Raw genomic sequence first — 23,830 nt, 5'->3', positions numbered from 1 at the left:
AAGCCGCAAAGCCCCCCGCCTAGAATCGCCTTCCCTTTCCCGGAGAACCGCATGAGTGCCATCGCAGAGCCCACCTCGCCCCACGTCATGAACACCTACGGTCGACTGCCGATCGCGCTGTCGCACGGCCAGGGCTGCCGAGTCTGGGACACGAACGGCCGCGCCTACCTCGACGGGCTGGGCGGCATCGCGGTGAACACGCTGGGCCACAACCACCCCGAACTGGTGCCCGCGCTGCAGGACCAGCTTGCGAAGATCATCCACAGCTGCAACTACTACCACGTGCCCGGCCAGGAAAAGCTGGCCGCCAAGCTGACCGACCTGGCCGGCATGACCAACGTCTTCTTCTGCTGCACCGGCCTCGAAGCCAACGAAGCCGCGCTGAAGCTGGCGCGCAAGTTCGGCCACGACAAAGGCATCGAGCGCCCCGAGATCGTGGTCTACGAGGCGGCCTTCCACGGCCGCTCGATCGCCACGCTGTCGGCTACCGGCAACCCGAAGATCCAGAAGGGCTTCGGCCCGCTGGTCGAGGGCTTCATCCGCGTGCCGCTCAACGACATCGACGCGCTGAAGAAGGCGACCGAAGGCAACCCCAACGTGGTGGCGGTGTTCTTCGAGGCCATCCAGGGCGAAGGCGGCATCCACCCGATGGCGCTGGAGTACATGCGGCAGGTGCGCGCCCTGTGCGACGAGCGCGACTGGCTCATGATGATCGACGAGGTGCAGTGCGGCATGGGCCGCACCGGCAAGTGGTTCGCGCACCAGTGGGCCGGCATCGTGCCCGACGTGATGCCGCTGGCCAAGGGCCTGGGCTCGGGCGTGCCGATCGGCGCCGTGGTGGCCGGCCCGCGCGCCGCCCACATCTTCGGCCCCGGCAACCACGGCACCACCTTCGGCGGCAACCCGCTGGCCATGCGCGCCGGCAACGAGACCATCCGCATCATGGAAGAGCACAAGCTGCTCGAGAACGCGGCCACGGTCGGCGCCCACCTGAAGGCGGCCCTGGAGCGCGAATTCGAGGGCCTGGCCGGCGTGAAGGAAGTGCGCGGCCAGGGCCTGATGCTGGGCATCGAGCTCGACCGGCCCTGCGGCGTGATCCTCAACCGCGCCTGCGAAGCCGGCCTGCTGCTGTCGGTGACGGCGGACAGCGTGATCCGCCTGGTGCCGCCGCTCATCCTGAGCGTGGCCGAGGCCGACGAGATCGTCGCCATCCTCGCGCCGCTGGTGAAGGCCTTCCTCGCGGAGCCGGCGCCATGACGACCACAGCCCCCCTGCGGCACTACCTGCAGTTCTCCGACTTCACGGCGGACGACTACGCCTACCTGTTCGAACGCGCCGCGATCATCAAGAAGAAGTTCAAGGCCTACGAGCGCCACCAGCCGCTGGTCGACCGCACGCTGGCGATGATCTTCGAGAAGGCCAGCACCCGCACGCGCGTGAGCTTCGAGGCCGGCATGTACCAGTTGGGCGGCTCGGTCGTGAACCTGACGACCGGCGACAGCCAGCTGGGCCGCGCCGAGCCGATCGAGGACAGCGCCAAGGTCATCAGCCGGATGGTCGACATCGTGATGATCCGCACCTTCGGCCAGGACAAGATCGATGCCTTCGCCGCCAATTCGCGCGTGCCCGTCATCAACGGCCTGACCAACGAGTTCCACCCCTGCCAGATCCTGGCGGACATCTTCACCTTCATCGAGCATCGGGGCTCAATCCAGGGCAAGACGGTGGCCTGGGTCGGCGACGGCAACAACATGGCCAACACCTGGCTGCAGGCCGCGGAGATCCTCGGCTTCAAGGTGCATGTGAGCACGCCCAGCGGCTACGAGGTCGACCAGTCGATCGCGGGTATCCGCTCGGCCGAGAGCTACCAGGTCTTCAAGGACCCGATGGAAGCCTGCCGCGGTGCCGACCTGGTGACCACCGACGTCTGGACCAGCATGGGCTACGAGGCCGAGAACGAGGCCCGCAAGACCGCCTTCGCCGACTGGTGCGTGGACACCGAGATGATGCGCATCGCGCAACCCGACGCGCTCTTCATGCACTGCCTGCCGGCGCACCGCGGCGAAGAGGTCGAGGCCGATGTCATCGACGGCCCGCAGTCGGTCGTCTGGGACGAGGCCGAGAACCGCCTGCACGTGCAGAAGGCGTTGATGGAATTCTTGCTGCTGGGGCGACTGGCGGTCTGAGCGCGCCGAAACAGCCTCCCCCCGCCGACGGGCGGAGGGCTAACGGATGCGCTTGCTGATGCCGGCGAGCCGCTCCATCACGATCATCAGCACCAGCGTCACCAGCACCATCAGGGTGGAGACGGCGGCGATGCTCACGTCCAGGCGCCCTTCCAGGTCCTGCCACATGCGGATCGGCAGCATGTCGGTGGAGGCGTCGCGCAGGAACAGCGACACGGGCACGTTGTCGAACGAGGACATGAAGCAGATGAACGCGCCCGCTGCCACGCCCGGCGCGATGAGCGGCAACGTCACGCGCCGGAAGGTGTACGCGCGGCTCGCGCCCAGACTGGCCGAACTCTCGAGCAGGGCCGGCGGCAACTGCGACAGCGCCGCGACCGTGGTGCGAATGACGTAGGGCACGCCCACCACCGTGTGGCCGATCACCAGGGTCCAGAGCGACAGCTGGATGCCGATGCGTGAGAAGTAGATCAGCGACGCCAGTCCGAAGGCCAGCGCCGGCAGGATCAGTGGCGACATGAAGAAGGAGTCGAGCACCCGCGCCATCGCCTTCTCCGAGCGCGCGATGGCCATGGCGGCGCCCACCCCCAGCACCACCGCGAGCAGCGTCGATGCGCAGGCCACCTTCAGGCTGTTGAGTGCCGCGTATTGCAGCTGGAAGGCGTCGGGCAGCGAGGCGTACCACCGAAAGGAATAGCCCGGCGGCGGAAACTTGAGCGAGAAGCCATTGGTGAACGACAGCACGATCACGATGACGGTCGGCGCCAGCAGCAGCACCGTTGCGATGGTCGCGATGGCGCCGAGCACCCCGGTCAAGGCGATGGCCGAGCCTTCGTATTTGCGCCCAGCACTCATGCGCTTGCGCGGCTGAGCCGCCCGAGAAGGTTGAAGACGCTGACGCAGGCCATCACCGCGACGAGAAAGACCAGCGAAATCGCCGCGGCGAAGGGCCAGTTCTGCAGCGACGAGGCCTGCTGGTAGATGTACATCGGCATGAAGAGCATCTGGCCGCCGCCGATGAGCGACTGCGAGATGAAGGCGGTGATGCTGGCCGCGAAGGTGAGCAGGCAGCCGGCCACGATCCCGGGCAGCGTGAGTGGCAAGGTGATCTTGACGAAGGTGCGCAGCGCGCTGGCGCCGAGCGCCGACGAGGCGTCTTCGAGGTTCGGGTCGAGCTTCTGCAAGGCGGTGATGAGCGGCAGCACCATCAGCGGAAGCTGCACGTTGGCCAGCGTGACGATCAGGCCGCCGCGGGTGTAGAGCAGTTTGAGCGGCGCATCGATCCAGCCGAACTCCGCCAGCACCGAATTCACGATGCCCTGGCGTCCGAGGATCACGACCCACGCGAAGGTGCGCACCACCACGCTGGTCAGCAGCGGCATGAGGATGGCCAGCATCAGCAGCTTCTGCAGGCTGCCGGGGCTGCGCACGTAGCACCAGGCCAGCGCGTAGCCGAGCAGCAGGCACAGCAGCGTGGTCTGCAGGCCGAGCCACAGCGTGTCGAACAGCACCGGCAGCGTGAAGCCGTCGGTCGCGATCTTCACGTACTGGTCGAAGCCGAAGGACTTGAGTTCCGGCGTGGCGTAGAAGCTGATGACGACCAGCAGCAGCAGCGGCGCCAGGAAGAACAGCACGAAGAACGCCGCCAGCGGCGTGGCGAAGGCCAGGCTGTAGCCGGTGACGGGCGGACCCTTGAGGACGGCGGCGGTCATCGTGCGTGCTCGCGCTCAGCGCCCCATCAAAGCTTGATCTCGCGGTTGAAGCGGTCGATCCAGGCAGCGCGGTTCTCGTTGATCTTCTTCCAGTCCTGGAAGACGAACTTCTTCTTCATCTCGGCCGTGTCCTTGGCCAGCACCTTGGCGATCTCGCCTTCCATCTTGACCTTGCCGTTGGTCGGCACGACCAGGTAGGGCGCCTGCATCAGCTTGCCCTGGACCTCCGGCGACAACGCCACGTCGATGAGCTGGGCGGCAAGCGCCTTGTTGGGCGAGTTCTTGACGATGTGGATGCTGGTCTTGAAGGCGATGGCGCCTTCCTTCGGTGCCACGAATTCGACCGGCACGCCGCGCGCCTTGAGGATCTGGATGGCGTTGAAGTTGCCGGGGCTGATGTCGATCTGGCCCTGCTGGTAGAGCGCGGCCAGCGCGCCCGGGTTGGCGGCCACCGCAGCCAGGTTCGGTTTGAGCCTGTCGATGGCCTTGAAGCCTTCCTCGACATTGCCTTCGCCGCCGCCGTGCATGCGCGCGATCTCGACCAGGAAGCCGGTGCCCAGCGTCGAATTCAGGTTGGTGATGCCGACGCGGCCCTTGTACTCGGGCTTCCACAGGTCGGCCCAGGAGGTCGGCGGCGTCTTGATCTTCTCGGGGTTGTAGGTCAGGCCCACGACCTGGAAGAACATCGACGGGCCCATCGGGTCCTGCGCCTCGGGGATCAGGTCCTTGTAGTTCTTGCTGGACGCGACCGGGAACGGCTCCACCAGGTCCTGCCCGATCGCCGTCAGCGCCGGACCCGGATCGTGCAGCATCACGTCGATGGGCGGGTTGTTCCGCGCCGCCGCGACCTTGGCGATCTGGTCGACCGAGAGCATCGCGTCGAGCAGCACGTCCTGGCCGCTTGCCTTCTTGAAGGCGGGCACCAGCACGTCGCGGTGCGCCTCTTCCCAGCTGCCGGTGAAGGTGGCGAACACCAGCTTGCGCGCCTGCGCCTGGCTGATACCTGGGAAGAGCTGCATCGCGCTCAGCGTGAGCGCACTGCCGAGCAGATGACGACGGGACAGTTCCATGGAAGACCTCGTGAAAAGAGTGGAAGTGAAGACGAAACGAAGCGGGATCTCAGGGCGCGGCAAACACGGTGACGCCCTCGGGCGATGCGGGCCGCAACCGGACGCGCGTGCCGGCGGTGCGCGGCCCCATGCCCGGCATGCGGGGCTCGGACAACTTCAGCCGCAGGCCCGAGGCGGTGCGGATCTCATGGACGATGGTGGCGCCCAGGGGCATGCCCAGTTCGACCGTGCCTTCGAGGCCGTCCGACGCGGTGTCCGCATCCAGCCGCATGTTCTCGGGCCGGATGCAGGCGACCACCCGCGCGCCCGGCGCAACGCCGACCGGCGCCCGCGCGGCGAGCCAGGTGCCGTCGTCCAGCCGGACCCCGGCCTGCCCACCGGACACCTCGCCCAGCACGCCGGGCAGCACGTTCGCGGTGCCGACGAACTGGTTCACGAAATAGGTCGCCGGTGTGTCGTACACCGCCGACGGCGCGGCGAACTGCTCGAGACGGCCCTGGCTCAGCACGGCCACGCGGTCGGCCATGCCGAGCGCCTCTTCCTGGTCGTGGGTGACGATGATGGCGGTGGTGCCCGCTGCGCGCTGGATGCGCTTGATCTCGATCTGCATGTCCAGCCGCAGGCTCTTGTCGAGCGCCGAGAAGGGCTCGTCGAGCAACAGAACGCGCGGCTCGATCGCCAGAGCGCGGGCGAGCGCCACGCGCTGCTGCTGGCCGCCCGACAGCTGCTTGGTGAGGCGGTCGGCCAGGTGGCCGAGCTGCACCATCTCCAGCATCTCGGCGGTCCGCTTGCGGGCGGCCTGGCGGTCGGTGCCACGCGCCGCCAGCCCGTAGCCGACGTTTTCCGCCACCGTCATGTGCGGGAAGAGCGCGTAGTTCTGGAACACGATGCCGACCTGGCGCCGCGCCGGCGGCAGGTCGTCGATGCGGCGCCCGCCGACCACCACCTTGCCCGAGGTCTGCTGGATAAAGCCCGCGATGATGCGCAACAGCGTCGTCTTGCCGCAGCCGCTCGGGCCCAGCAGCGCGACGAGTTCGCCGGCCTGGACTTCCAGGGTCACATGGTCGACCGCCAGCGAGCCCGCATAGCGATGCACGATGTCGTCGAGCGTCAGGCTTTGTCCGGTGGTCGAATCCATGGCGGACGCACATGCAATCGGCATGCCATGTTTTGTATCCAATGTGCGCGGGACGCTCTTTTGCATCGTCAACGTCGCGGCGAGACCGTGTTCTCCATTGCCGCTGGAAACGGACGCAATCATGCGCAAAGCATGACCGGCATTATTTGGTGCAATCCGGCACTGAATTGGATACAACCTCTCGAACAAATGCACCGAAAAAGGCGGGCGAAGGCGCTACGCGGGCGATGAGGGCCGCGCCACCAGCAAGCGCAGACCCATCGCCATGGCGGCCGTGAGCAGGACCGCGAAGGCCGTCGTGGTCCCCGCCGCGGCACCGAGCGCGGCGAAGCCGATCGGCGCCAGCGCCAGGCCGGCGTAGCCGAAGAGCAGCACCGCACCGCTCACGGCGCCGGCGCGATCGGGGCCGGCCAGCCGGGCGATCTCGGCGACCATCACGCCGTTCCAGCCGCTGGCGCTGAGCCCCAGCACGGCCAGCAGCGGGGCCAGCGCCGCGGGCGGCGGCACCCCCGGCCACAGGAACAGCGCCAGGCCGGCGGCACCCATCATCAGCCCCAGCACGCCGACGAGGCACATGGTCGACACGCCCGGCCGCTGCGCCACGCGGCCCCAGAGCAAGCGGCCGACCAGCCCCGCCGCCTGCATCAGCGCCACCCAGCCGGCCGCCACAGGCACCGGCAGCGACCAATGGCGCACCGCATGGCTCATGGTGAAGAAGTTGAGGCACACCTGCGTGGCCATGAGCACGACCGTGGTGGCCGTCAGCACCCGCAGCGCCGGCGATGCGGCGAGTGCGCGCAACCCGCTCGCATCGAGGGCCGCGCCGGGCGACGGCATGGGGCGGACGGCAGGCGGCGCGCCGTCCACCCGCTGCAGCGCGAAGCAGCACAGCGCCACGGCGAGTGCGAAGACGGCGACCGCCCCGAAGGCCAGCGCCGCATGCACCAGCATCAGTGAAGGCAGCAGCAGCGACCCGGCCACGGCGCCGATCTGGTTGCCGGTCTGGCGGATCGAGAAGACCCACGGCCGCCGGGCGGGCGGTGTCACGCGCGACAGCACGGCGGCGCTGGCGGGTGTCTCCGGCCCGAAGGCCAGACCGAGCAGCACCGCGGCCGGCCACAGCGACCAGCGCGCGGGGCCCAGGCCGAACGCATCCGCCACCACGCACAGCATCGCGAGCAGCACGCACACCATGCAGAGCCCCGCCAGCGGCAGGTCGCCGACGCGGCCGATCAGCCAGCCGCTCGCCAGCGACGACAGCGCGCCGACACCGAACAGCGTGGTGCCCAGCCACCCGAGCGTGCCGAGGTCGACGCCCAACTGGGGCGCCAGCACCGAGAGCGAGAAGGCCCCCATGGCCACGACCGCCTGCACCGCCGTCATGGCGGGCAGCGTGCGGCCGAGGGGCGTGGTCAGGGGGCCGCCCCGGAGCCGAGCAGGCGCGCGATGGCGTCGGGCAGGCCCGCGTTGGGCTTGACCGGCGGCGGTGCGAAGCTGCCGCTGCGCGCCTTGCCCGGCGCCAGCGCCACCATCGTCTCCGCATGGCGCACCGCGCTCGACACGCCGTCGACCACCGGCACCTGCAGTTCGCCGCGCACCGCACGCGCCAGGCCCGCCAGCGGCGCGCCCGCGAGGATGATCACTTCGGCACCGTCTTCGGACACCGCACGCTCGCACAGCGCGCGCAGTGCTTCTGCATGGTCGGTCTGCACGCTGCCGATGCCGGCCAGCGGCTGGTCGAGCGCACGGATGCTGGCGAGCCGGCCGATGAGCCCGTTCGCTTCGACCACCTCGCGGTACCAGGCGCTGATGCGCTGCGAGATCGCGACGATCGAGAAGCGATGGCCCAGCAGACAGGCACTGGCCAGCGCCGATTCGCTGAGCCCCAGCACCGGCACCGGCAGCGCCTCGCGCAGTCCGCTCAAACCCGGATCGCCGAAGGCCGCAACGATTACCGCGTCGTGCCCTTCGACATGCTCGGCCGCGACCTGCGCCGTGGCGTAGGCGCCGATCAGTGCCTCAAAGCGCGTCTCGATGTAGGCCACGCCGAAGGGCGCGGTCTTCATCGTGATTTCCGTGCCCGGCGCGGCCGTGCGGCGCGCCTCGGCCTCGATCAGCGCCGTGACGCTCTCCGAGATGTTGGGGTTGATGATGAGCAGGCGCATGGCATCGATCGCTCAGGCAGCGCGGCGTGCCGGCATCAGCGACGGCGCGCCGCAGGCCAGCAGCTGGCCACGGCCGGGCTGCGGATGGAAGTCGCTGCCGTCCCACACCACCTCGCCGCGGCTGAGCGTCAGGCCCGGCCAGGCCTTCAGGCGCATGCCTTCGTAGGGCGTGTAGTCGACCTCGTGGTGCAGTTGCTCGTTCTTCAGGATGAAGTCGCGCTCGTCCCAGATCACCAGATCGGCGTCGGCGCCGATCGAAATGCTGCCCTTGCGCGGGTGCAGGCCATAGGCCTTGGCCGGGCCGGTGGCGGTCAGCTCGACGAAGCGGTGCGGCGTCATGCGGCCGGCCAGCACGCCTTCGGACCACAGCAGCGCCATGCGCGTCTCGATGCCGGGGATGCCGTTGGGGATGTGGCGGAAGCCGACCTCTTCGCCGTTGGGCTTCTTGCCTTCGGGCGCGTCGTACTTGAAGGGCGCGTGGTCGGACGAGAACACGGTGAAGAGCCCGTCGTTCAGGCCGTCCCAGATCACCTGCTGGTTGGCCTTGTCGCGCGGCGGTGGGCTGCAGACGCACTTCGCGCCCTTGTAGCTGTCGTCGATGCCGAGGTCTTCGGCCGTCAGGAAGAGGTACTGCGGGCACGTCTCCGCGAACACGCTCAGGCCATGCGCGCGCGCCCAGCGGATCTGCTCGACCGCCTCGCGGCCCGACACGTGCACGATCAGGATCGGCACGTCGACCAGCTCGGCCAGCGCGATGGCGCGGTGTGTCGCCTCGCGCTCGACCAGCATCGGGCGCGAATGCGCGTGGTAGCGCGGCGCGGTGCGTCCAGCGGCTTCGAGTCGCTTGGTGAGCCACTCGATGCAGTCGGCGTTCTCGGCGTGGATCATCGCCATCGCGCCCTGCTGGCGCGCGACGTCGAGCACGTCGAGGATCTGGCCGTCGTCGAGCTTCATGTCGTCGTAGGTCATGTAGATCTTGAACGAGGTGAAGCCTTCGCGGATGAGTTCGGGCAGCTCGACCTTCAGCACCTCGGGCGTCGGGTCGCTCACGATCAGATGGAACGCGTAGTCGACGTGCGCCTTGCCCGCCGCGCGCGCGCGGTAGTCCTCCACCGCGGCGCGCAGCGACTGGCCCTTCTGCTGCGCCGCGAAGGGAATGACAGTGGTCGTGCCGCCGCAGGCCGCCGAGCGCGTGCCGGTGTTGAAGTCGTCGGCGTTGCGCATGGGCGGCGGCATTGGTTGGTCGAGGTGGCAGTGTGCGTCGACGCCGCCCGGCGTCACGGCGCGGCCGGCCGCGTCGATCTCGCGCGCGCCCGGGCCGAGGCCGAGCCCGAGCTGCACGATGCGGCCGTCGCGGATGCCGATGTCGCTGGTGAAGGTGTCGCTGGCCGTGATGGCCTTCGCGTTGCGGATGACGAGGTCGAAATCAGGCATGGGGTGCGTCTATTGAAAGTGTGTGGGGTCGAACGGTTCAGGCGGCCATCCAGCCGCCGTCGACCATGAGTTCTGCGCCCGTCACGAAGCGGGCGTCGCTGCTGGCCAGGAAGAGCACGGCGCGGGCCACGTCGTCGGGCCGGCCCAGGCGCGGCCAGGGCGTGCGGCGCTCGGCGCGTGCCATCACCACGGGGTCGACGGCGCGGCCGCCGGCACCGGTCTGGATCTTGCCCGGCGCCACCGCGTTGCAGACGATCTGCTGCGCCGCGTAGTCGGCCGCCACCTGCCGCGTGAGATAGGCGATGGCCGCCTTGCTGGTGCCGTAGGCCAGGTCGCCGGGCGCCGCGATGATGCCGTGCTGCGACGACAGGTTGACGATGCGCCCGCGCACCTCGTCGACCAGTGGCTGCGTCACCATCTGCCGCACCGCGGCGCGGCAGCAGCGGTACACGCCCGACAGGTTCACGTCGAGCACGCGCTGCCAGTCGGCTTCTTCGAGCTCGAGCAGCGGCCGCGCGTGGCGGATGCACGCGTTGTTGACCAGCACGTCGAGCCGGCCGAAGCGCGCGACCGTTTGCGCCACCAGCGCGTCGACCTGCTCGGTGCGGGCGACGTCGGTCGAGACGAAGACCGCGTGACCGCCCTCGGCGGCGATCACCTCGGCCGTCGGCGCGCCGCCTTCGATGACCTCGGTGGTCACATCGGCTACGACGACGGTCGCACCGTGCGCGGCCAGCGTGCGTGCGATGGCACGGCCGATGCCCGACGCGGCGCCGGTGACGATGCACACCTGGCCAGCCATGCGGGCGGACGCGATCGACGAAGAAGCGGATTCAGACATGGGCGTGCGAAGCGGCATGCGCGGTGCGTGGGGCGGCGCCATGGCGCTCGCGCCAGGCCAGGAAATCCTTCGCCGCTGCGGCGAGGTCGAAGCGCGGCGCGAAGCCGGTGTCGGTGCGCAGGCGCGCGATGTCCATCGGCGCGCGATCGTAGGGCGCGTAGTAGTCGACGTTGGTCGGCTCGCCTTCGGGCGACAGGCGCCAGGCGAAGTCCGGATGCTGCGCGGCGAGCGCGTCGCACCAGTCGCTCATCGACCCCATGAAACTTGCCGCCACGTTGTAGACAGCGTGCGGCAACTGCGGGCGGTCGAGCAGCGCACTGATGGCCGCGGCCACGTCGCGCACGTAGAGCCAGTCGCGCCGGCTGTCGCGCGGCAGCACGGCCGGCTCGCCACGTTCGGCCAGGCGCAGCACCTGCAGCGGCGCGCTGAGCGTGTCGCGCACGCCGGTGTCGGCCTCCCACGGGCCGAAGCAGGTGCCGAGCCGGCCGACCACCAGGTCGAGCCCGTGCAGCGCGGCCAGGCGCAACGCGGCGCCTTCGGCCGCCTGCTTTGAGATCCCATACAGGCCCTCCGGGCGCAAGGGCGTGGCGTCTTCGTGCAGCGCCGCGGCACCTTCGCCGCTCGCTCCATAGACCGAGCCGGAGCTCGCATGCAGCACGCGCGTCACGCCACAGTCGGCCGCGGCGGTGAGTGCAGCGATCACGCCCCCGACATTGACGTCGAAGATCGCGCCCGGCGTGGCGCGCTCGCGCTTCGCATCGGCCGTGATCGCGGCCAGCGTGACCAGCCGCTGCGGCCGGTGCAGCGCCATAGCCTGGCGCAGCGCGTCGGCGTCGCGCACGTCGCCCACCACCATGCTGAAGCGGCCCGATAGGCCGTCGAAGGCCTTCAACGCGGCAGGCGGCAAGGGTGTGCGGTCGAAACCGACCACGTTCTCGCCGCGCCACATCAGGTGTTCGGCCAGCGCCAGGCCGACGAAGCCGCAGGCACCGGTGATGAAGGTCGACACCTCAGGCTTCCGTGGCGACCGGCTCGGGGCGCAACAGCGACAGGATGTGGCGCTTGGTGTCGTTGAACTGCGGGCTGGTGGGGTCGCGCGGGCGCGGCAGATCGATCTTGATCATTTCGCGGATGCGGCCCGGCCGCGCCGACATCACGGCCACGTGCGTGCCGAGCGACAGCGACTCGTCGATGCCGTGCGTCACGAAGACGATGGTGCTCTGGCTCTCCCGCCAGATGCGCACCAGCTCGCCGTGCATCTCCATCTTGGTCTGCTCGTCGAGCGCACCGAAGGGCTCGTCCATCAGGATCACTTCCGGGTTCATGAGCAGCGCGCGCGCGATGCCCACGCGCTGGTTCATGCCGCCCGACAGCTCGCTCGGGAAGTGGTTCTCGAAGCCCTTCAAGTTGACCATCTCGATGAAGTGCTGCGCCTTCTTGCGGCGGATGTCCTTGCCGACGCCCTGCATCGTGAGATGAAAGGCGACGTTCTCCCAGACGGTGAGCCAGGGCATCAGCGTGGGCTGCTGGAAGACGACACCGCGGTCCGCACCGGGCGCCGTGACCACCTGGCCACCGACCTTCACCGTGCCTTCGGTCGGATGGTCGAAGCCGGCGATGAGGTTCAGCAGCGTCGACTTGCCGCAGCCGCTGGGGCCCAGCAGGCAGAGGAATTCGTTGCGGCCGACCTCGACACTCACGTTGTCGAGCGCCTTCACTGCGCTCTTGCGCTTCGGGTCGTCGAACAGCCGCGTGACGTTCTGGATGGTGATGAGGCTCATGTCATCCCTCTTTCGCTTGAAGGGTCGAGCCGCGCTGCCAGCGCAGCACGCGTCCAGCGATCAGCTTGATGGCGAGGTCGCTGAGGTAGCCGAGCAGGCCGATGCTCACCATCGCCGCGATCACGATGTCGTAGCGCAGGAAGTAATACGAATCCCACAGCACGTAACCGACGCCGCTCTTGACCGCCACCATCTCGGCGGTGACGGTCAGCATCCAGGCCGAGCCGACGGCGATGCGCAGACCCGAGAAGATGCTCGGCAGCGCCGCGGGAAAGACGATGTAGCGCAGCAGCTTGCCCGGCGTGCCGCCGGTCATGGCGCCGGCGCGCAGCAGGTTCCGGTCGCAGGTCTTCACGCCGTGGATGGTGCTCAGCAGGATCGGGAAGAACGAGCCGAGGAACACCAGGAAGATGGCCGGCTTGTCGGCGATGCCGAACCAGATGATGGCCAGCGGAATCCACGACACCGGCGGCACTGGCCGCAGCACCTGCAGCACCGGCTCGATCAGCCGCTCCACGGTGCGCGACCAGCCGATCGCCATGCCGATGGAGACGCCCAGCAGCGTCGAGATCGCGAAGCCCGCGAACACGCGCGTGGCGCTCGCGGCCACGTCGAAGACCCAATGGCCGCTGTAGGTCTGCGTGTTGCCGTCGGTGGCGAACACCCAGTCGGCCCAGGCGACCAGCACCTGCGACGGTGCCGGCAGCAAGGCGGGCGGCAGCACGCCGGAGCGCGAGAAGATCTCCCAGCCGACGAGCAGCAGGACGGGGACGATGGCGCGTTCGATGCGGCGGTAGAGCCGCTTGATCAGCGCCGGCCGGGCAGCCACGCTCGGTTGCGGCACGGGCAGGGTCGGTGCGGACGAAGAAAGCGCCATCGCTGGGTACCGATCGATCAGTAGCCGAGGGCGGATTTCGGCTTGCCCGTGGCGGCTTCCAGGAAGCGGTAATCCATGTTCTTCTCGACCGCGGCGCTCACGTCGGTACTGATGTACTTCAGGTCGCGCATCATCTGGGCGATGGCGACGGCCGAGGCGCGGTGCATCTGGTAGTCGGGGTACAGGTTGGCGACGGCGCCCGTGGCCACGGCTTTGTCGAGGCCCGTCACCTTCTGGATCGTGTCGATGAACAGCGCCTTGTCGCTGGCCATCAGGTCGTTCACCTTGATGATCGAACGCACGGTCTGCTCCACGCCCTTCGGACGCGAGGCGATCACGTCGGAGCGCGTGACGATCAGGTTGGTCAGCTTGCCGGCGGCCTGGTCGTAGGGGAAGGCGAAGAACTTGGCGGCCTTCACTTCGCGAATCTGTGTGGCGAAGGGGTCGACCGAGCAGATCAGCTCCACCTCGTTGCGGCGCAGCGCCTGCACGTGGTCCGACGGGTTCGGAATGTTGATGAACTGCACGTCGCGGTTGATGTCGATGCCCTGCTTGGCGAAGGCGCCGCGCATGTGGATGTCCTGCGCATTGCCGCGCGAGGCCGCCACGCGAAACACCTTGCCTTGCGCCTTGTAGTCGGCGATCAGCTTCTTCAGGCCGGCCCAGTCGTTCTCGCGCAGCGGCAGGTCGTTGCCGACGAGGATCTGCGAGCCGCCGTTGATCTGGCCGGAGATGGCCACCACATCGAAGCCCTTGTCGAGCGCCGTGGCGTAGTGCAGGTAGGTCACCTGGGCCACGTCGATGCTCTTGGACAGCAGCGCGGTCAGCACGTCGTTGCCGGTGTTGAAGGCGATGGCCTCCAGCTTCACGTCTGTCGCCTTCTCGGGCGTGAGGGCCAGCGGCGTGCAATGGGCGCACTTGGCATAGCCGAGCTTGATGGTGTCCTGCGCCTGGCTGGCCAGCGGCACGACGGCGGCGGCCACGACGATGAGTTTCGCGATGAACTTGAACATGGTGTTCCTCGAAGGTTGGAGGGAGCCCGCACAGGGGGCCTGCCTCACGGAGTGCAAACACCGTGCCAGCTTTGAATCCAATGACACGATCAGATTGGATACAAAGTGTGCAGCGATGGTGCAAGATGCACCCCGCCGATGCACGGGCACGGACCTCAGTCCTGCGCCCACTCCCAATAGCGCCTCCCTTCGTCGCCCCACAGTTCGCGCGCGGCCGCCTCCGCTTCGGCACATACCGCGTCCATGTCGACGCGCGTCGGCAACCCGTGTTCCACCCGAAACAATGGCCGTGCCGAGTTTTGTATCCAGTCGTCGGTAACCCGCCGGCGGCGCTCAGCCGAGCAGCACTTCGGCCAGGTCGATCTCGGGCTCGTCCTCAACGTGCAGGTTGAGTGACTTCTCGATGTGGTGCAGGTGGTCGGTCATGAGCGCCACGGCCGCCTTCTTCTGGCCCTTTTCGATCGCGTCGATGAGCAGCGTGTGCTCGTCGTTCGGGCAGGCCGCCACGGTGGGCGCCTCGAAGGTCAGGATGGCCAGGCAGGTCAGCGGCGTCAGCTCGCGCATCATGCGCGCCATGATGCTGCTGCCCGACAGCTGCGCGAGCTGCACGTGGAACTCGCCCGATAGCCGCACGGCCGCACGACGGTCGCCCACGTCGTGGGCCTGCTGCTCGCGCTTGACCAGCGCGCGCAGCTGCTTGATGGCGGTGGGCGCCTTGCCCTCGGCGATGCGGTCGATGAGCCGCAGCACCACCGCCGGCTCCAGCGTGCGGCGCACCTCGAGCACGTCGTGCGCCTCGTCCACGCTGGGCGTGGTCACGAAGGCGCCGCGGTTGGGAATGAGCGTGACCAACTGCTCCACCGCCAGGCGCTGCAGCACGCCGCGCACCTGCGTGCGGCTCACGGAGAACAGCTCGGCCACGCGCTCCTCCGACAGCTTGGTGCCCGGCAGCAGGCGGTGTTCGACCACGGCTTCGTAGATGCGTTCGTAGATGTCGGCCTTGGAGGCCGTCTTGGACGACGGCTTCAGGGCGCGGCGGGACGTGGAGATGGCCATGGTGCGGCGGTGTTCGGGAAGAGGTGCGACAGAGGCCGGATGGTACCCAGAAGGCCGCGGCGCCGTCGGCATCAGTTGAATTCGCCGAACAGGCTGCCCCAGCCGACGACCCGGCGCGTGTCGACGCCGCACACGCGCAGTGCCTTCCAGACCGCCGTGCTCACGGTGTCGTAGATGGGAATGCCGAGCTCGGCTTCCAGCGCCGGCACCAGGTGCGCCGCGCGCAGGTTGGTGCAGAAGGTGCTGATGCATTGCGGCGACGCCTTCGCGACCTCGCGCACCATGCGCGTGATCTCTGCCGGCGTGACCTCCGCGAACTCGAAGTTCACGTGATGCCCCAGGTGCCGCTCGGCGACGCAGTCGTAGCCGTTGGCACGGTAGTTCTCGACGATGCGTGCCTGCACGTCGGCCAGGTAGGGGGTGGCCAGCCCGAAGCGCTTGCGGCCCGACAGCTGCATCGCCTCGTTGAAGGCCAGCACCGACGTGCACGCCGGAATGCCCGTCTCTTCGGTGATGCGCGCGCACAGCGCCTCGTCGGCCTCGAAGCCGAGCCAGCCGGACGAGGTGCCGTTCCAGGCGATCACGTCGACCCGTGCATCGGCCAGCAGCCGCGCCGCCTCGAGGATCGGCGCGATGTCGAACTGCCCAAGCGCCTGCGAGCGCAGGGAAATCTCGGTCACGCGAAAGCGCGCGAAATGCGCCGACACCTCGGGCAGGCCCGCCACCATCGCCGAGGTGATCGGCTCCAGCGCCGTATTGGACGAGGGGGTCAGCATCCCCAGCAAAACACGTTTCATCGATGCCATCTCATGAGAACTCTGCGGGATCGAGCGATCCCGGACAGCGGGTTGTGCGCAATCTTCATGCCATCGGGCGATGCATCGCCGCGTGCCGCCAGATGAACGGCGCTACCCAGGCCGGTGCGGTGGGCGCGCCAAGATGGCGTGGCGCGCACCATTTGTGCACAAGCTTACAGACCATTGTGTCCAATCTAAAAATGCATTGGAGCCAATGAATGAGCAGGCAGCCGCTCCCCGTTGGCATGCTTCTTGTGAAGATCAACCCATGCACACCGACGCCTCCACGCACGACAGTCCATTGAACACGTGGACGGCGCGCGCCCTTGCGGCGCAGGTGGCCGACGGCGCACTGCGCGCTGTCGACGTCGCGAGGCACTTCATCACCCGGGTCGAAGCGCTCAACCCGGGCCTCAACGCCATCGTGCAGTTCGACCCACAACAGGTGCTGGACGAGGCCGCGTCGGTCGACCGGCGCATCGCCGCCGGCGAATCGCTGCCGATGGCCGGCGTTCCCTTCACCGTCAAGGACAACCTCTGGGTCGCGGGCCGCCGCATCGCGCAAGGCTCGCTGCTGTTCGAGGACTTCGTCGCGCCGCGCGATGCCTGGGCCGTGGCGCGCCTGCGTGCGCTCGGCGGCGTGGTGCTGGGCATCACGAACTGTTCGGAGTTCGCCTGCAAAGGCGTCACATCGAACCTGGTCTACGGCGCGACGCGGCATCCCATCGACCCGACGCTCACACCGGGCGGCTCCTCTGGCGGCGCGGTCGCGGCCCTGGCGTCGGGCCTCGGGCTGCTCGCACTGGGCACCGACGCGGGCGGCTCGACCCGTCGGCCGGCCGCGCATTGCGGGCTGGTCGGCTTCAAGCCGAGCCCGGGGCTGATCCCACACCCGTGGGGCTTCGCCGAGCCGAACTACGGTCTGTCCGTCATCGGCCCGATGGCGCGCAACGTGGCCGATTGCGCCTGGCTCTACGACCACCTGCTGGCCTACGACGCCGGCGACCCGGCCGGCGTGCCGATCGCCGCCGAGCTCGACGCGCTGCTGTCGCTCGACGCGCCACCGCAGGAACTGCGCGTCGCGTGGAGCCCGCAGCTGGGCTGCGATTTCGCTGTCGACGCGGACGTGCTCGCGGCGCTGCAGCAACGCGTCGATGCCCTGCGCGCCGCCGGCTGGCAGATCGCCGATGCCGACCCGCCGTGGCCGGCCGAAGCCCGCGAGTACCCCTTGATGGCGCTGCAGGTGGCCGGCCTGCATGCGCTGTACGGCGAGCGCCTGGCGACCGACCGCGCGCGCATCGACCCGGTGCTGGTCGGCCAGATCGAGGCCGGCGCCGCAGTGACGCCGGCCGATGTGGCGCGCGCACTGCGGCTGAAGGAGCGCATCGCCGCGAGCCTGGCGCGCTTCTTCGAGTCCTTCGACGTGCTGCTGTGCCCCACCACGCCGGTGACGGCCTGGCCGCTCGATCAGCTCGGCCCGCCGGTGATCGGCGGACGCCCCGCCGGGCCGCGCGGCCATGCGGCCTTCACCCCCCTCTTCAACTACTGCGGCGTGCCCGCGTGCTCGGTGCCCGCGGGCACGGTGCGCGGGTTGCCGGTCGGGCTGCAGGTGGTGGCGCCGCGCTATGAAGATGCGCGTGTGCTGCAGTGCGCGCGCGGCATCGAGGCGCTCGACGGCACGTGAGCCGCCGGTGCGTCAATGCGACGCGGTCTTCGAGAACAGGTGGATGACGAGTACGCCCGCGACGATCAGCGCCATGCCGGCGATCGCCGCCGCATCCAGGCGCTGCTTGAAGATGAACCAGCCGACGACCGCGGTGAGCACGATGCCCACGCCGGACCAGATGGCGTACACGACCCCGATCGGCAGCACCTTCAGCGTGAGCGACAGGCAATAGAAGGAACCAGCATAGCCAGCCGCCGTGACGAGACTCGGCCACAGGCGCGTGAAGCCCTCGGAGGCCTTCAGGCAGGACGTGGCGATGATCTCCAGCACGATGGCCGCGCCGAGGATGAGGTAGGTGTTCATGCGTGCTCGATGACGGTGGGCCGCGAGGATAGCGCGCGCTTGGCGCGTCGACGTTTTCTCTCGGCCGTTGGAAATAACCGACACCACGACCCGTCGCGCGGCGCTAACTTCGCGCCATGACGCAACGCCTCTGGGACATTTCCCCCCCCGTGCACGAGGGCGCGCCGGTCTTCCCCGGCGACACGCCCTACCGGCAGCGCTGGGCCGCCAGCATCGGCCCCGGCTGCCCGGTGAACGTCAGCGAGATCACGCTGTCGCCGCACGTGGGTGCGCATGCCGATGCGCCACTGCACTACGCGCCTGACGGCGCCACGATCGGCGATGTCGACCTCGCGCCCTTCCTCGGCCGCTGCCGCGTGATCCACGCGATCGCGCGCGGCCCGCTGATCGAGTGGTCGCACATCGAACACGCCGTGGCCGACCTGCCGCCGCGCTTGCTGGTGCGCACCTACCAGCGTGCGCCGGTCGAGCGCTGGGACGGCGCCCTCGCCGCCTACGCGCCCGCGACCATCGAGCGCCTGGCCGCGCTCGGCGTGACGCTGGTCGGCATCGACACCGCGAGCATCGACCCCGCGGACAGCAAGACGCTCGACAGCCACCAGGTGATCCGTCGCCTGAACCTGCGCGTGCTCGAGAACCTGGTGCTCGACGACGTGCCCGAGGGCGACTACGAACTCATCGCGCTGCCGCTGAAGCTGGTCAGTGCCGACGCTTCCCCCGTGCGTGCCGTGCTGCGCGAACTCCCCCGATGACCTCCCTGACCATGACCCTCGACGACTGCCACGCCCTCGACCGCGCCGACCCCTTGCGCGACCTGCGCGCCCTGTTCACCCTGCCCGAGGGCGTGATCTACCTCGACGGCAATTCGCTGGGCGTGATGCCCGCGGCGACACCAGCGCGCGTTGCGGAAGTGGTCGCGCAGGAATGGGGCACCGGCCTCATCCGTTCGTGGAACACCGCGCGCTGGATCGACCTGCCCCAGCGCCTGGGCAACAAACTCGCGCGCCTCATCGGCGCCGCGCCCGACGAAGTGATGTGCGCTGACGGCACCTCGATCAACCTCTACAAGGTGCTGTTCGCGGCGATGAGCCAAGTCATCGACAGCGGCGACGCGACGCGACGCACCGTGGTGAGCGAACGCAGCAACTTCCCGACCGACCTCTACATCGCCGAATCGCTCTGCCGCGAACGCGGCTTCACGCTGAAGCTGATCGACAGCGTCGACGCCCTGTCCGCGGCGCTGACGCCCGAGGTCGCTGTGCTGATGCTGACGCACGTCAACTACCGCACCGGTGCCATGCACGACATGACGGCTGTCACGGCGGCGGCGCATGCGGTCGGCGCACTCACCGTGTGGGACCTGGCACACAGCGCCGGCGCGGTGCCGGTGACGCTCAACGAGAGCAACGCCGACTTCGCGATCGGCTGCGGCTACAAGTACTTGAACGGCGGCCCCGGCGCCCCCGCCTTCGTGTGGGTGAACACGCGCCACGCGAGCCGCTTCGAACAGCCGCTGTCGGGGTGGTTCGGCCACGCCGCGCCTTTCGAGTTCACGCCGCACTACCGGCCCGCGCCGGGCGTGGCGCGCTACCTGTGCGGCACGCAGCCGATCATCAGCCTGTCGGCGCTCGAATGCGGGCTCGACACCCTGCTGGCCGCCGAGCCCTTCAACGCCGACTTCGGCCCGATGGCGGCCTTGCGCACCAAGTCGCTCGCGCTGACCGACGCCTTCATCGCGCTGGTCGAGGCGCGCTGCCCCGGCCGCTTCACGCTGGTCACGCCACGCAACCACGCCCAGCGCGGCTCGCAGGTGTGCCTGGCGATGGCCGATGCGACCGAAGCGCAGGGCAATGCGGCGTATGCCATCGTGCAAGCGCTCATCGCGCGCGGCGTGATCGGTGACTTCCGCGCCGGCGACGCGCAGACGCCGCACATCCTGCGCTTCGGCTTCACGCCGCTGTACCTGAGCTTCGAGGATGTGTGGGATGCGGTCGAGCATCTGGTGCAGGTGCTGGCCGACGGCGAATGGAAGCGCCCCGAGTTCAACGAAAAGAATGCGGTGACCTGACATGAGCGAACCCGAAAAGATCGTCCACGACGAGAAGGCGCAGCTCGACTTCAGCCAGTCGATGAGCTACGGCGACTACCTGCACCTCGACGAGATCCTGAACGCACAGCACCCGCTCTCGCCGGCGCACGACGAGATGCTGTTCATCGTCCAGCACCAGACCAGCGAGCTGTGGATGAAGCTGATGCTGCACGAGCTGACGGCCGCGACGCGCTGCATTGCGACCGAGCAGTTGCCCGACGCGTTCAAGATGCTGGCGCGCGTGACGCGCATCATGGAGCAGCTGGTCGGCGCCTGGACCGTGCTCTCGACCATGACACCGCCCGAGTACAGCGCGATGCGCCCGTACCTTGCGAGTTCGAGCGGCTTCCAGAGCGCGCAGTACCGCTGCATCGAGTTCGCGCTGGGCAACAAGAACGCGGCGATGCTCAAGCCGCACGCGCACCGCGCCGACCTGCTGGCGCAGGTGGACGCGGCCTACCGCGCGCCCTCGCTCTACGACGAAGCGCTGCGTCTGCTGGCGCGGCGCGGCCTGGCCGTTCCGGCCGGGTACGTGGAACGCGACTGGACGCAGCCTTACGCGGCCAGCGACGAGGTCGAGGCGGCCTGGCTCGTGGTCTACCGCGACCCGCGCCAGCATTGGGACCTGTACCAGCTCGGCGAGAAGCTCACCGACATCGAGGACGCCTTCCGGCTCTGGCGCTTCCGCCACGTGACGACGGTGGAGCGCGTCATCGGCTTCAAGCGCGGCACCGGTGGCACCGGCGGCGTGAGCTACCTGCGCAAGATGCTCGACGTGGTGCTGTTCCCGGAGATCTGGACGCTGCGCACCAGCCTCTAGTTCAGCCGGGGCGATCCCCGGTACCCATCTCTCCCGCGCAGCGCTATTCTGTGCATCGCCACGGGAGACAGCGATGACCGAAGACAGTTTTTCCACCGCCGAACTCGACGTCCTGCGAGCGCACGGCATCGTGCTGTTCGCCGACCGCGTGATCTTCGAGGCGCAGCCGCCGATGACGACCGGACAGATCGCCGAGGTTCAGGCGGCGTGCGCCGGACCGCTCCCGGCGGCGCTCGTCGCGCTGTGGCAGCAGACGGCCGGCGGAAGCCTCGACTACGACCTCACGCTCTCGATGAACGGCAACGAGGAAGCGATCAGCTGGAACGAACTCTTCTTCCACGGCAGCCCGGGCTACCGCGACCTGCAGGGCTGGATTGCCCACGAGCAGGAATGTGCTGAAGAAGCCGCAAAGGAAAGTGGCAGACCCTGGAGCGGCCAGCTCACGCACCTGCCCATCGGCGGCTTCGAGTACCTGGACCGCATCTATGCCGTGGTCGAGCCCGGCGACGCGCATGGCGAAATCATCGCGTGGAAGCAGGGCCTGCCACCGGCCTGGACGCATCGCCTGCACGAAGACAGCATCAGCCCGATCGCGCCCGACCTGCGGGCCGCGTTTGCCGCGCTGCACCTCAACGAAGACCCGCTGGCGCCGTCGGGTGACTATTTCTCGGGGCAGACGCTGATCGAGTACCTCGACGAACGGCACGAGGAGCACGGGCTGGACCTCGCGCTGATGGACAAGCTCATTGCGTTCTACCGACGTGCCATGGTCGACTGGCGCACGCCGCTGGCCGACGGCACGCTGCGCCACCGCAGCGCGTTGGCACATGTGGCACTGCGCCATGCGATTGCCACGGACGACGCCGAACTCGTGGCTGAGCTGGCAGCGGCCGGCGTGCGCTTCGAGGGCCCGCTGTCGGGCAGCGCCACGGCCACCGACGTCGCCGTGGGCGCACGCGCCTTCGCTGCGGCCGCCGCGTTGGTGCGGGCCGGTGCGCCGGTCGCGCCGGAGGCGCTGAGCAACATCGACAGCGCCATCTCGCCGGAGCTCACGGCCGCGCTGCTGGCCAACGGTGCCGAGCCCGACATGGCGGCGATGGTGAAGTGCGTGGCGTGCGGCGCGCCGGCCAGTGCCCGGCTCATCGCTGACGCGTGCGCACGCATGGACATCGACGTGCCCGCGGCCTACGAGACCCATCGAGACGCGATGCTGGAAGAACTGCGCGCATCGCTGGCGAAGGTGCGCGACCCGAGCCAGGCGTTCTCACACTACCTCGGGGGCGAAGGTCTGGCCGCGCGCATCGAGCACCTGGAGAACTTCGTCCTGTGACCGCTGCGCCCCTGCGGACGTTCGGCGTCGGCTTCGATCAGTGCGCGTACAACCAGGGCTGATCGAGGAGGCGCGCGCCCAGCGTGCGCATAGCCAGATCCCGCGCCATGCGCAGTGGGCCGGCGGAATGAAAGATCTGTGCATTGCGGCGTGCCCGTGCCTGCACCCGTGCGTTGCGCTGCCAACGTGCGTTGGCGTAGCGACGCAGGGCCTCGGGTACGCCGTCGCTGTCGACTGAACGCAAAGCCTCGGCCAGGGCCACCGCATCCTCGATCGCCATGCCGGCGCCCTGCGCCAGGTACGGCAGCATCGGGTGCGCCGCGTCGCCGAGCAGTGCGATGCGCTCGTGCGTCATCTGGCCCGGGCCGGTGAGCGGCGCGCGGTCGTGCAGCGACCAGGCGCGCCAGGTCGGCACGGCGCTGAGGTAGCCCTGCAGCGTCGTGCAGCAGCGGCCGGTGGCGCGCTGCAACGCATCGAGGCTCGTCGACTGGTCCCAATCCCGCGCATCGCCCGTCGGTGCGGCTTCGGCGAGCACGACCACGTTGAGCAGTTCGCCGCCGCGCACCGGGTAGACCAGCGCGTGCAGGCGATCCCCCAGCCACACGCGCACCTGGGTGCTGCGCTGCGCCAGCGGCAAGGCGGCTTGCGAGAGCAGCCCACGCCAGGCGGTGTGGCCGGTGGGCTGCGGCGCGGGGCCGGGCACGTCGAGCTCGGCGCGCACGGCGCTCCACAAGCCGTCGGCCCCGATCAGCGCATCGCCCTCCCAGGCCCGGGCGCCGTCGGCGGCGACCGTCACGACATCGTCGGAATGCTCGATCTGCACGAGGCGCGCCGGATGGTTGAGCGCGACGTCGGCCTGCGCGCGCACGGCGGCCAGCAGCACGCCATGCAGGTCGGCGCGATGCACGCAGCAGTACGGCGCGCCGTAGCGCCGGACCGCCACGTCGCCCAAGGGCAGGCAGGCCAGCTCATGGTCGTCGGAGGCCGCCCGCACCACCAGCGCGTCGGGCTTCGCGGCGATGGTGTCGAGCGCCTGCGCCAAGCCCAGCGCATGCAGCCGGCGCACCGCGTTCGGCCCGAGCTGGATGCCCGCACCGACTTCGGCGAAGACGGCCGATTGTTCGAAAAGTTCGACCCGATGGCCGCCACGGGCCAAGGCCAGTGCACTGGCCAGCCCGCCGATGCCGCCACCGGCGACCAGGAGCTGCAGTGCCATGCCTCAGCGAACGGCGCTCGGCGGCGCGCCGGTGGCGGCTTGGCCGGTCTTCGCCGTGCCACAGCTCCCACAGCTGTCGCACGACCCGCAGCCCGAGGTCTTGGCGAGCGATGCCGCCAGCGCCTCGGCGCGCTGCGCGTCGACCAGGCCGGCGCGGTGCGAGCCGGCGGCGAGCTTCGTCGCGGCCGAACGCCGCCAGCCCGCAGGCATCCAGCGCCACACCGCATAGATGGCGGCGCAGGCGACGATCAATCCGACGATGATTTGCTGGGTCAT

General features: G+C 69.1%; 24 protein-coding genes. 7 read left to right on the top strand and 17 right to left on the bottom strand.

Annotated features, from left to right (window positions below; genetic code table 11):
• Window positions 1–51 precede the first annotated feature (51 nt).
• Window positions 52–1,257 (top strand): aspartate aminotransferase family protein, encoded by a 1,206-nt coding sequence (locus ACSFA0_RS06790; RefSeq protein WP_435449448.1) that lies wholly within the window; start codon window positions 52–54, stop codon window positions 1,255–1,257.
• Window positions 1,254–2,186: an ornithine carbamoyltransferase gene (gene argF / locus ACSFA0_RS06785; RefSeq protein ID WP_435449447.1), complete on the top strand. Its 933-nt coding sequence runs from the start codon at window positions 1,254–1,256 to the stop codon at window positions 2,184–2,186. Before ACSFA0_RS06790 ends, argF begins: the two co-directional genes overlap by 4 nt.
• Before the next feature lie 39 nt (window positions 2,187–2,225).
• On the opposite strand, the gene ACSFA0_RS06780 is transcribed toward argF, so the two are convergent.
• The 14 genes from ACSFA0_RS06780 to ACSFA0_RS06715 all read right to left on the bottom strand — a co-directional run bounded on the left by ACSFA0_RS06780 (window position 2,226) and on the right by ACSFA0_RS06715 (window position 16,079).
• Window positions 2,226–3,041, bottom strand: a complete 816-nt coding sequence (locus ACSFA0_RS06780; protein ID WP_435449446.1) for an ABC transporter permease — start codon at window positions 3,039–3,041, stop codon at window positions 2,226–2,228.
• Window positions 3,038–3,898, bottom strand: a complete 861-nt coding sequence (locus ACSFA0_RS06775; protein WP_435449445.1) for an ABC transporter permease — start codon at window positions 3,896–3,898, stop codon at window positions 3,038–3,040. Before ACSFA0_RS06775 ends, ACSFA0_RS06780 begins: the two co-directional genes overlap by 4 nt.
• A gap of 26 nt (window positions 3,899–3,924) precedes the next feature.
• Window positions 3,925–4,968 carry an ABC transporter substrate-binding protein gene (locus ACSFA0_RS06770; protein ID WP_435449444.1) on the bottom strand — a complete coding sequence of 348 codons (1,044 nt, stop codon included), beginning with the start codon at window positions 4,966–4,968 and terminating at the stop codon, window positions 3,925–3,927.
• A gap of 49 nt (window positions 4,969–5,017) precedes the next feature.
• The gene (locus ACSFA0_RS06765; RefSeq protein ID WP_435449443.1) at window positions 5,018–6,106 is read right to left on the bottom strand and encodes an ABC transporter ATP-binding protein; all 1,089 of its coding nucleotides are present in this window, start codon (window positions 6,104–6,106) and stop codon (window positions 5,018–5,020) included.
• 216 nt (window positions 6,107–6,322) lie between these two features.
• Window positions 6,323–7,489, bottom strand: a complete 1,167-nt coding sequence (locus tag ACSFA0_RS06760) for an MFS transporter (RefSeq protein ID WP_435449442.1) — start codon at window positions 7,487–7,489, stop codon at window positions 6,323–6,325.
• A 29-nt stretch (window positions 7,490–7,518) separates the two neighbouring features.
• Window positions 7,519–8,271, bottom strand: coding sequence for an aspartate/glutamate racemase family protein (locus tag ACSFA0_RS06755; protein ID WP_435449441.1), 753 nt, complete (start codon window positions 8,269–8,271; stop codon window positions 7,519–7,521).
• Window positions 8,272–8,283: 12 nt separating this feature from the next.
• Window positions 8,284–9,705 (bottom strand): dihydropyrimidinase, encoded by a 1,422-nt coding sequence (hydA, locus tag ACSFA0_RS06750; protein WP_435449440.1) that lies wholly within the window; start codon window positions 9,703–9,705, stop codon window positions 8,284–8,286.
• 37 nt (window positions 9,706–9,742) lie between these two features.
• Window positions 9,743–10,546: an SDR family NAD(P)-dependent oxidoreductase gene (locus ACSFA0_RS06745; RefSeq protein WP_435449439.1), complete on the bottom strand. Its 804-nt coding sequence runs from the start codon at window positions 10,544–10,546 to the stop codon at window positions 9,743–9,745.
• Entirely contained in the window at window positions 10,539–11,555 is a 1,017-nt protein-coding gene (locus ACSFA0_RS06740; RefSeq protein WP_435449438.1) for an NAD-dependent epimerase/dehydratase family protein, read from the bottom strand. The genes ACSFA0_RS06745 and ACSFA0_RS06740 overlap by 8 nt, the downstream gene beginning before the upstream one ends.
• Before the next feature lies 1 nt (window position 11,556).
• Entirely contained in the window at window positions 11,557–12,327 is a 771-nt protein-coding gene (locus ACSFA0_RS06735; protein ID WP_435449437.1) for an ABC transporter ATP-binding protein, read from the bottom strand.
• Between the two features lies 1 nt (window position 12,328).
• A complete protein-coding gene (locus ACSFA0_RS06730; RefSeq protein WP_435449436.1) occupies window positions 12,329–13,204 on the bottom strand; it encodes an ABC transporter permease in 876 nt (291 codons plus the stop codon).
• Between the two features lie 17 nt (window positions 13,205–13,221).
• The gene (locus ACSFA0_RS06725) at window positions 13,222–14,217 is read right to left on the bottom strand and encodes an ABC transporter substrate-binding protein (protein ID WP_435449435.1); all 996 of its coding nucleotides are present in this window, start codon (window positions 14,215–14,217) and stop codon (window positions 13,222–13,224) included.
• Window positions 14,218–14,550: 333 nt separating this feature from the next.
• Window positions 14,551–15,273: a GntR family transcriptional regulator gene (locus ACSFA0_RS06720; protein ID WP_435449434.1), complete on the bottom strand. Its 723-nt coding sequence runs from the start codon at window positions 15,271–15,273 to the stop codon at window positions 14,551–14,553.
• Between the two features lie 71 nt (window positions 15,274–15,344).
• Window positions 15,345–16,079, bottom strand: coding sequence for a maleate cis-trans isomerase family protein (locus ACSFA0_RS06715; protein ID WP_475539781.1), 735 nt, complete (start codon window positions 16,077–16,079; stop codon window positions 15,345–15,347).
• Window positions 16,080–16,338: 259 nt separating this feature from the next.
• On the opposite strand from ACSFA0_RS06715, the gene ACSFA0_RS06710 reads away from it, so the two are divergent.
• Window positions 16,339–17,754, top strand: a complete 1,416-nt coding sequence (locus ACSFA0_RS06710; protein WP_435449432.1) for an amidase — start codon at window positions 16,339–16,341, stop codon at window positions 17,752–17,754.
• A gap of 12 nt (window positions 17,755–17,766) precedes the next feature.
• On the opposite strand, the gene ACSFA0_RS06705 is transcribed toward ACSFA0_RS06710, so the two are convergent.
• Entirely contained in the window at window positions 17,767–18,099 is a 333-nt protein-coding gene (locus tag ACSFA0_RS06705; protein WP_435449431.1) for a DMT family transporter, read from the bottom strand.
• Between the two features lie 116 nt (window positions 18,100–18,215).
• On the opposite strand from ACSFA0_RS06705, the gene kynB reads away from it, so the two are divergent.
• From kynB to ACSFA0_RS06685, 4 genes are all read left to right on the top strand, one after another.
• On the top strand, window positions 18,216–18,851 hold the full coding sequence (gene kynB, locus ACSFA0_RS06700; protein WP_435449430.1) for an arylformamidase: 636 nt from the start codon (window positions 18,216–18,218) through the stop codon (window positions 18,849–18,851).
• Window positions 18,848–20,167, top strand: a complete 1,320-nt coding sequence (kynU, locus tag ACSFA0_RS06695; RefSeq protein ID WP_435449429.1) for a kynureninase — start codon at window positions 18,848–18,850, stop codon at window positions 20,165–20,167. Before kynB ends, kynU begins: the two co-directional genes overlap by 4 nt.
• 1 nt (window position 20,168) lies before the next feature.
• Window positions 20,169–21,008 carry a tryptophan 2,3-dioxygenase gene (gene kynA, locus ACSFA0_RS06690; protein WP_435449428.1) on the top strand — a complete coding sequence of 280 codons (840 nt, stop codon included), beginning with the start codon at window positions 20,169–20,171 and terminating at the stop codon, window positions 21,006–21,008.
• 73 nt (window positions 21,009–21,081) lie between these two features.
• The gene (locus ACSFA0_RS06685) at window positions 21,082–22,338 is read left to right on the top strand and encodes an SMI1/KNR4 family protein (RefSeq protein ID WP_435449427.1); all 1,257 of its coding nucleotides are present in this window, start codon (window positions 21,082–21,084) and stop codon (window positions 22,336–22,338) included.
• 37 nt (window positions 22,339–22,375) lie between these two features.
• Here ACSFA0_RS06685 and ACSFA0_RS06680 read toward each other — a convergent pair whose 3' ends face one another.
• Together ACSFA0_RS06680 and ACSFA0_RS06675 are read right to left on the bottom strand one after the other, a co-directional pair.
• Complete coding sequence (locus ACSFA0_RS06680; RefSeq protein WP_435449426.1) at window positions 22,376–23,554, bottom strand: FAD-dependent monooxygenase; 1,179 nt, start codon at window positions 23,552–23,554, stop codon at window positions 22,376–22,378.
• Between the two features lie 3 nt (window positions 23,555–23,557).
• On the bottom strand, window positions 23,558–23,830 hold the full coding sequence (locus ACSFA0_RS06675) for a DUF6587 family protein (protein WP_435449425.1): 273 nt from the start codon (window positions 23,828–23,830) through the stop codon (window positions 23,558–23,560).

The organism is Variovorax restrictus, assembly GCF_051216715.1.
In the GTDB taxonomy this organism is placed as follows: Bacteria; Pseudomonadota; Gammaproteobacteria; order Burkholderiales; family Burkholderiaceae_C; genus Variovorax.
This window is presented reverse-complemented; position numbering and strand designations above follow the sequence as displayed.

Excerpts from the sequence above, each read along its gene's own strand:
- ACSFA0_RS06725 (WP_435449435.1), bottom strand. The coding sequence starts at position 14,217 with ATGTTCAAGTTCATCGCGAAACTCATCGTCGTGGCCGCCGCCGTCGTG.
- hydA (WP_435449440.1), bottom strand. The coding sequence starts at position 9,705 with ATGCCTGATTTCGACCTCGTCATCCGCAACGCGAAGGCCATCACGGCC.
- argF (WP_435449447.1), top strand. The coding sequence starts at position 1,254 with ATGACGACCACAGCCCCCCTGCGGCACTACCTGCAGTTCTCCGACTTC.
- ACSFA0_RS06710 (WP_435449432.1), top strand. The coding sequence starts at position 16,339 with ATGCACACCGACGCCTCCACGCACGACAGTCCATTGAACACGTGGACG.
- kynA (WP_435449428.1), top strand. The coding sequence starts at position 20,169 with ATGAGCGAACCCGAAAAGATCGTCCACGACGAGAAGGCGCAGCTCGAC.
- kynB (WP_435449430.1), top strand. The coding sequence starts at position 18,216 with ATGACGCAACGCCTCTGGGACATTTCCCCCCCCGTGCACGAGGGCGCG.
- ACSFA0_RS06685 (WP_435449427.1), top strand. The coding sequence starts at position 21,082 with ATGACCGAAGACAGTTTTTCCACCGCCGAACTCGACGTCCTGCGAGCG.
- ACSFA0_RS06755 (WP_435449441.1), bottom strand. The coding sequence starts at position 8,271 with ATGCGCCTGCTCATCATCAACCCCAACATCTCGGAGAGCGTCACGGCG.
- ACSFA0_RS06735 (WP_435449437.1), bottom strand. The coding sequence starts at position 12,327 with ATGAGCCTCATCACCATCCAGAACGTCACGCGGCTGTTCGACGACCCG.
- ACSFA0_RS06775 (WP_435449445.1), bottom strand. The coding sequence starts at position 3,898 with ATGACCGCCGCCGTCCTCAAGGGTCCGCCCGTCACCGGCTACAGCCTG.
- ACSFA0_RS06770 (WP_435449444.1), bottom strand. The coding sequence starts at position 4,968 with ATGGAACTGTCCCGTCGTCATCTGCTCGGCAGTGCGCTCACGCTGAGC.
- ACSFA0_RS06680 (WP_435449426.1), bottom strand. The coding sequence starts at position 23,554 with ATGGCACTGCAGCTCCTGGTCGCCGGTGGCGGCATCGGCGGGCTGGCC.
- ACSFA0_RS06745 (WP_435449439.1), bottom strand. The coding sequence starts at position 10,546 with ATGTCTGAATCCGCTTCTTCGTCGATCGCGTCCGCCCGCATGGCTGGC.
- ACSFA0_RS06675 (WP_435449425.1), bottom strand. The coding sequence starts at position 23,830 with ATGACCCAGCAAATCATCGTCGGATTGATCGTCGCCTGCGCCGCCATC.
- ACSFA0_RS06730 (WP_435449436.1), bottom strand. The coding sequence starts at position 13,204 with ATGGCGCTTTCTTCGTCCGCACCGACCCTGCCCGTGCCGCAACCGAGC.
- ACSFA0_RS06760 (WP_435449442.1), bottom strand. The coding sequence starts at position 7,489 with ATGACGGCGGTGCAGGCGGTCGTGGCCATGGGGGCCTTCTCGCTCTCG.
- ACSFA0_RS06765 (WP_435449443.1), bottom strand. The coding sequence starts at position 6,106 with ATGGATTCGACCACCGGACAAAGCCTGACGCTCGACGACATCGTGCAT.
- ACSFA0_RS06790 (WP_435449448.1), top strand. The coding sequence starts at position 52 with ATGAGTGCCATCGCAGAGCCCACCTCGCCCCACGTCATGAACACCTAC.
- kynU (WP_435449429.1), top strand. The coding sequence starts at position 18,848 with ATGACCTCCCTGACCATGACCCTCGACGACTGCCACGCCCTCGACCGC.
- ACSFA0_RS06715 (WP_475539781.1), bottom strand. The coding sequence starts at position 16,079 with ATGGCATCGATGAAACGTGTTTTGCTGGGGATGCTGACCCCCTCGTCC.
- ACSFA0_RS06720 (WP_435449434.1), bottom strand. The coding sequence starts at position 15,273 with ATGGCCATCTCCACGTCCCGCCGCGCCCTGAAGCCGTCGTCCAAGACG.
- ACSFA0_RS06705 (WP_435449431.1), bottom strand. The coding sequence starts at position 18,099 with ATGAACACCTACCTCATCCTCGGCGCGGCCATCGTGCTGGAGATCATC.
- ACSFA0_RS06780 (WP_435449446.1), bottom strand. The coding sequence starts at position 3,041 with ATGAGTGCTGGGCGCAAATACGAAGGCTCGGCCATCGCCTTGACCGGG.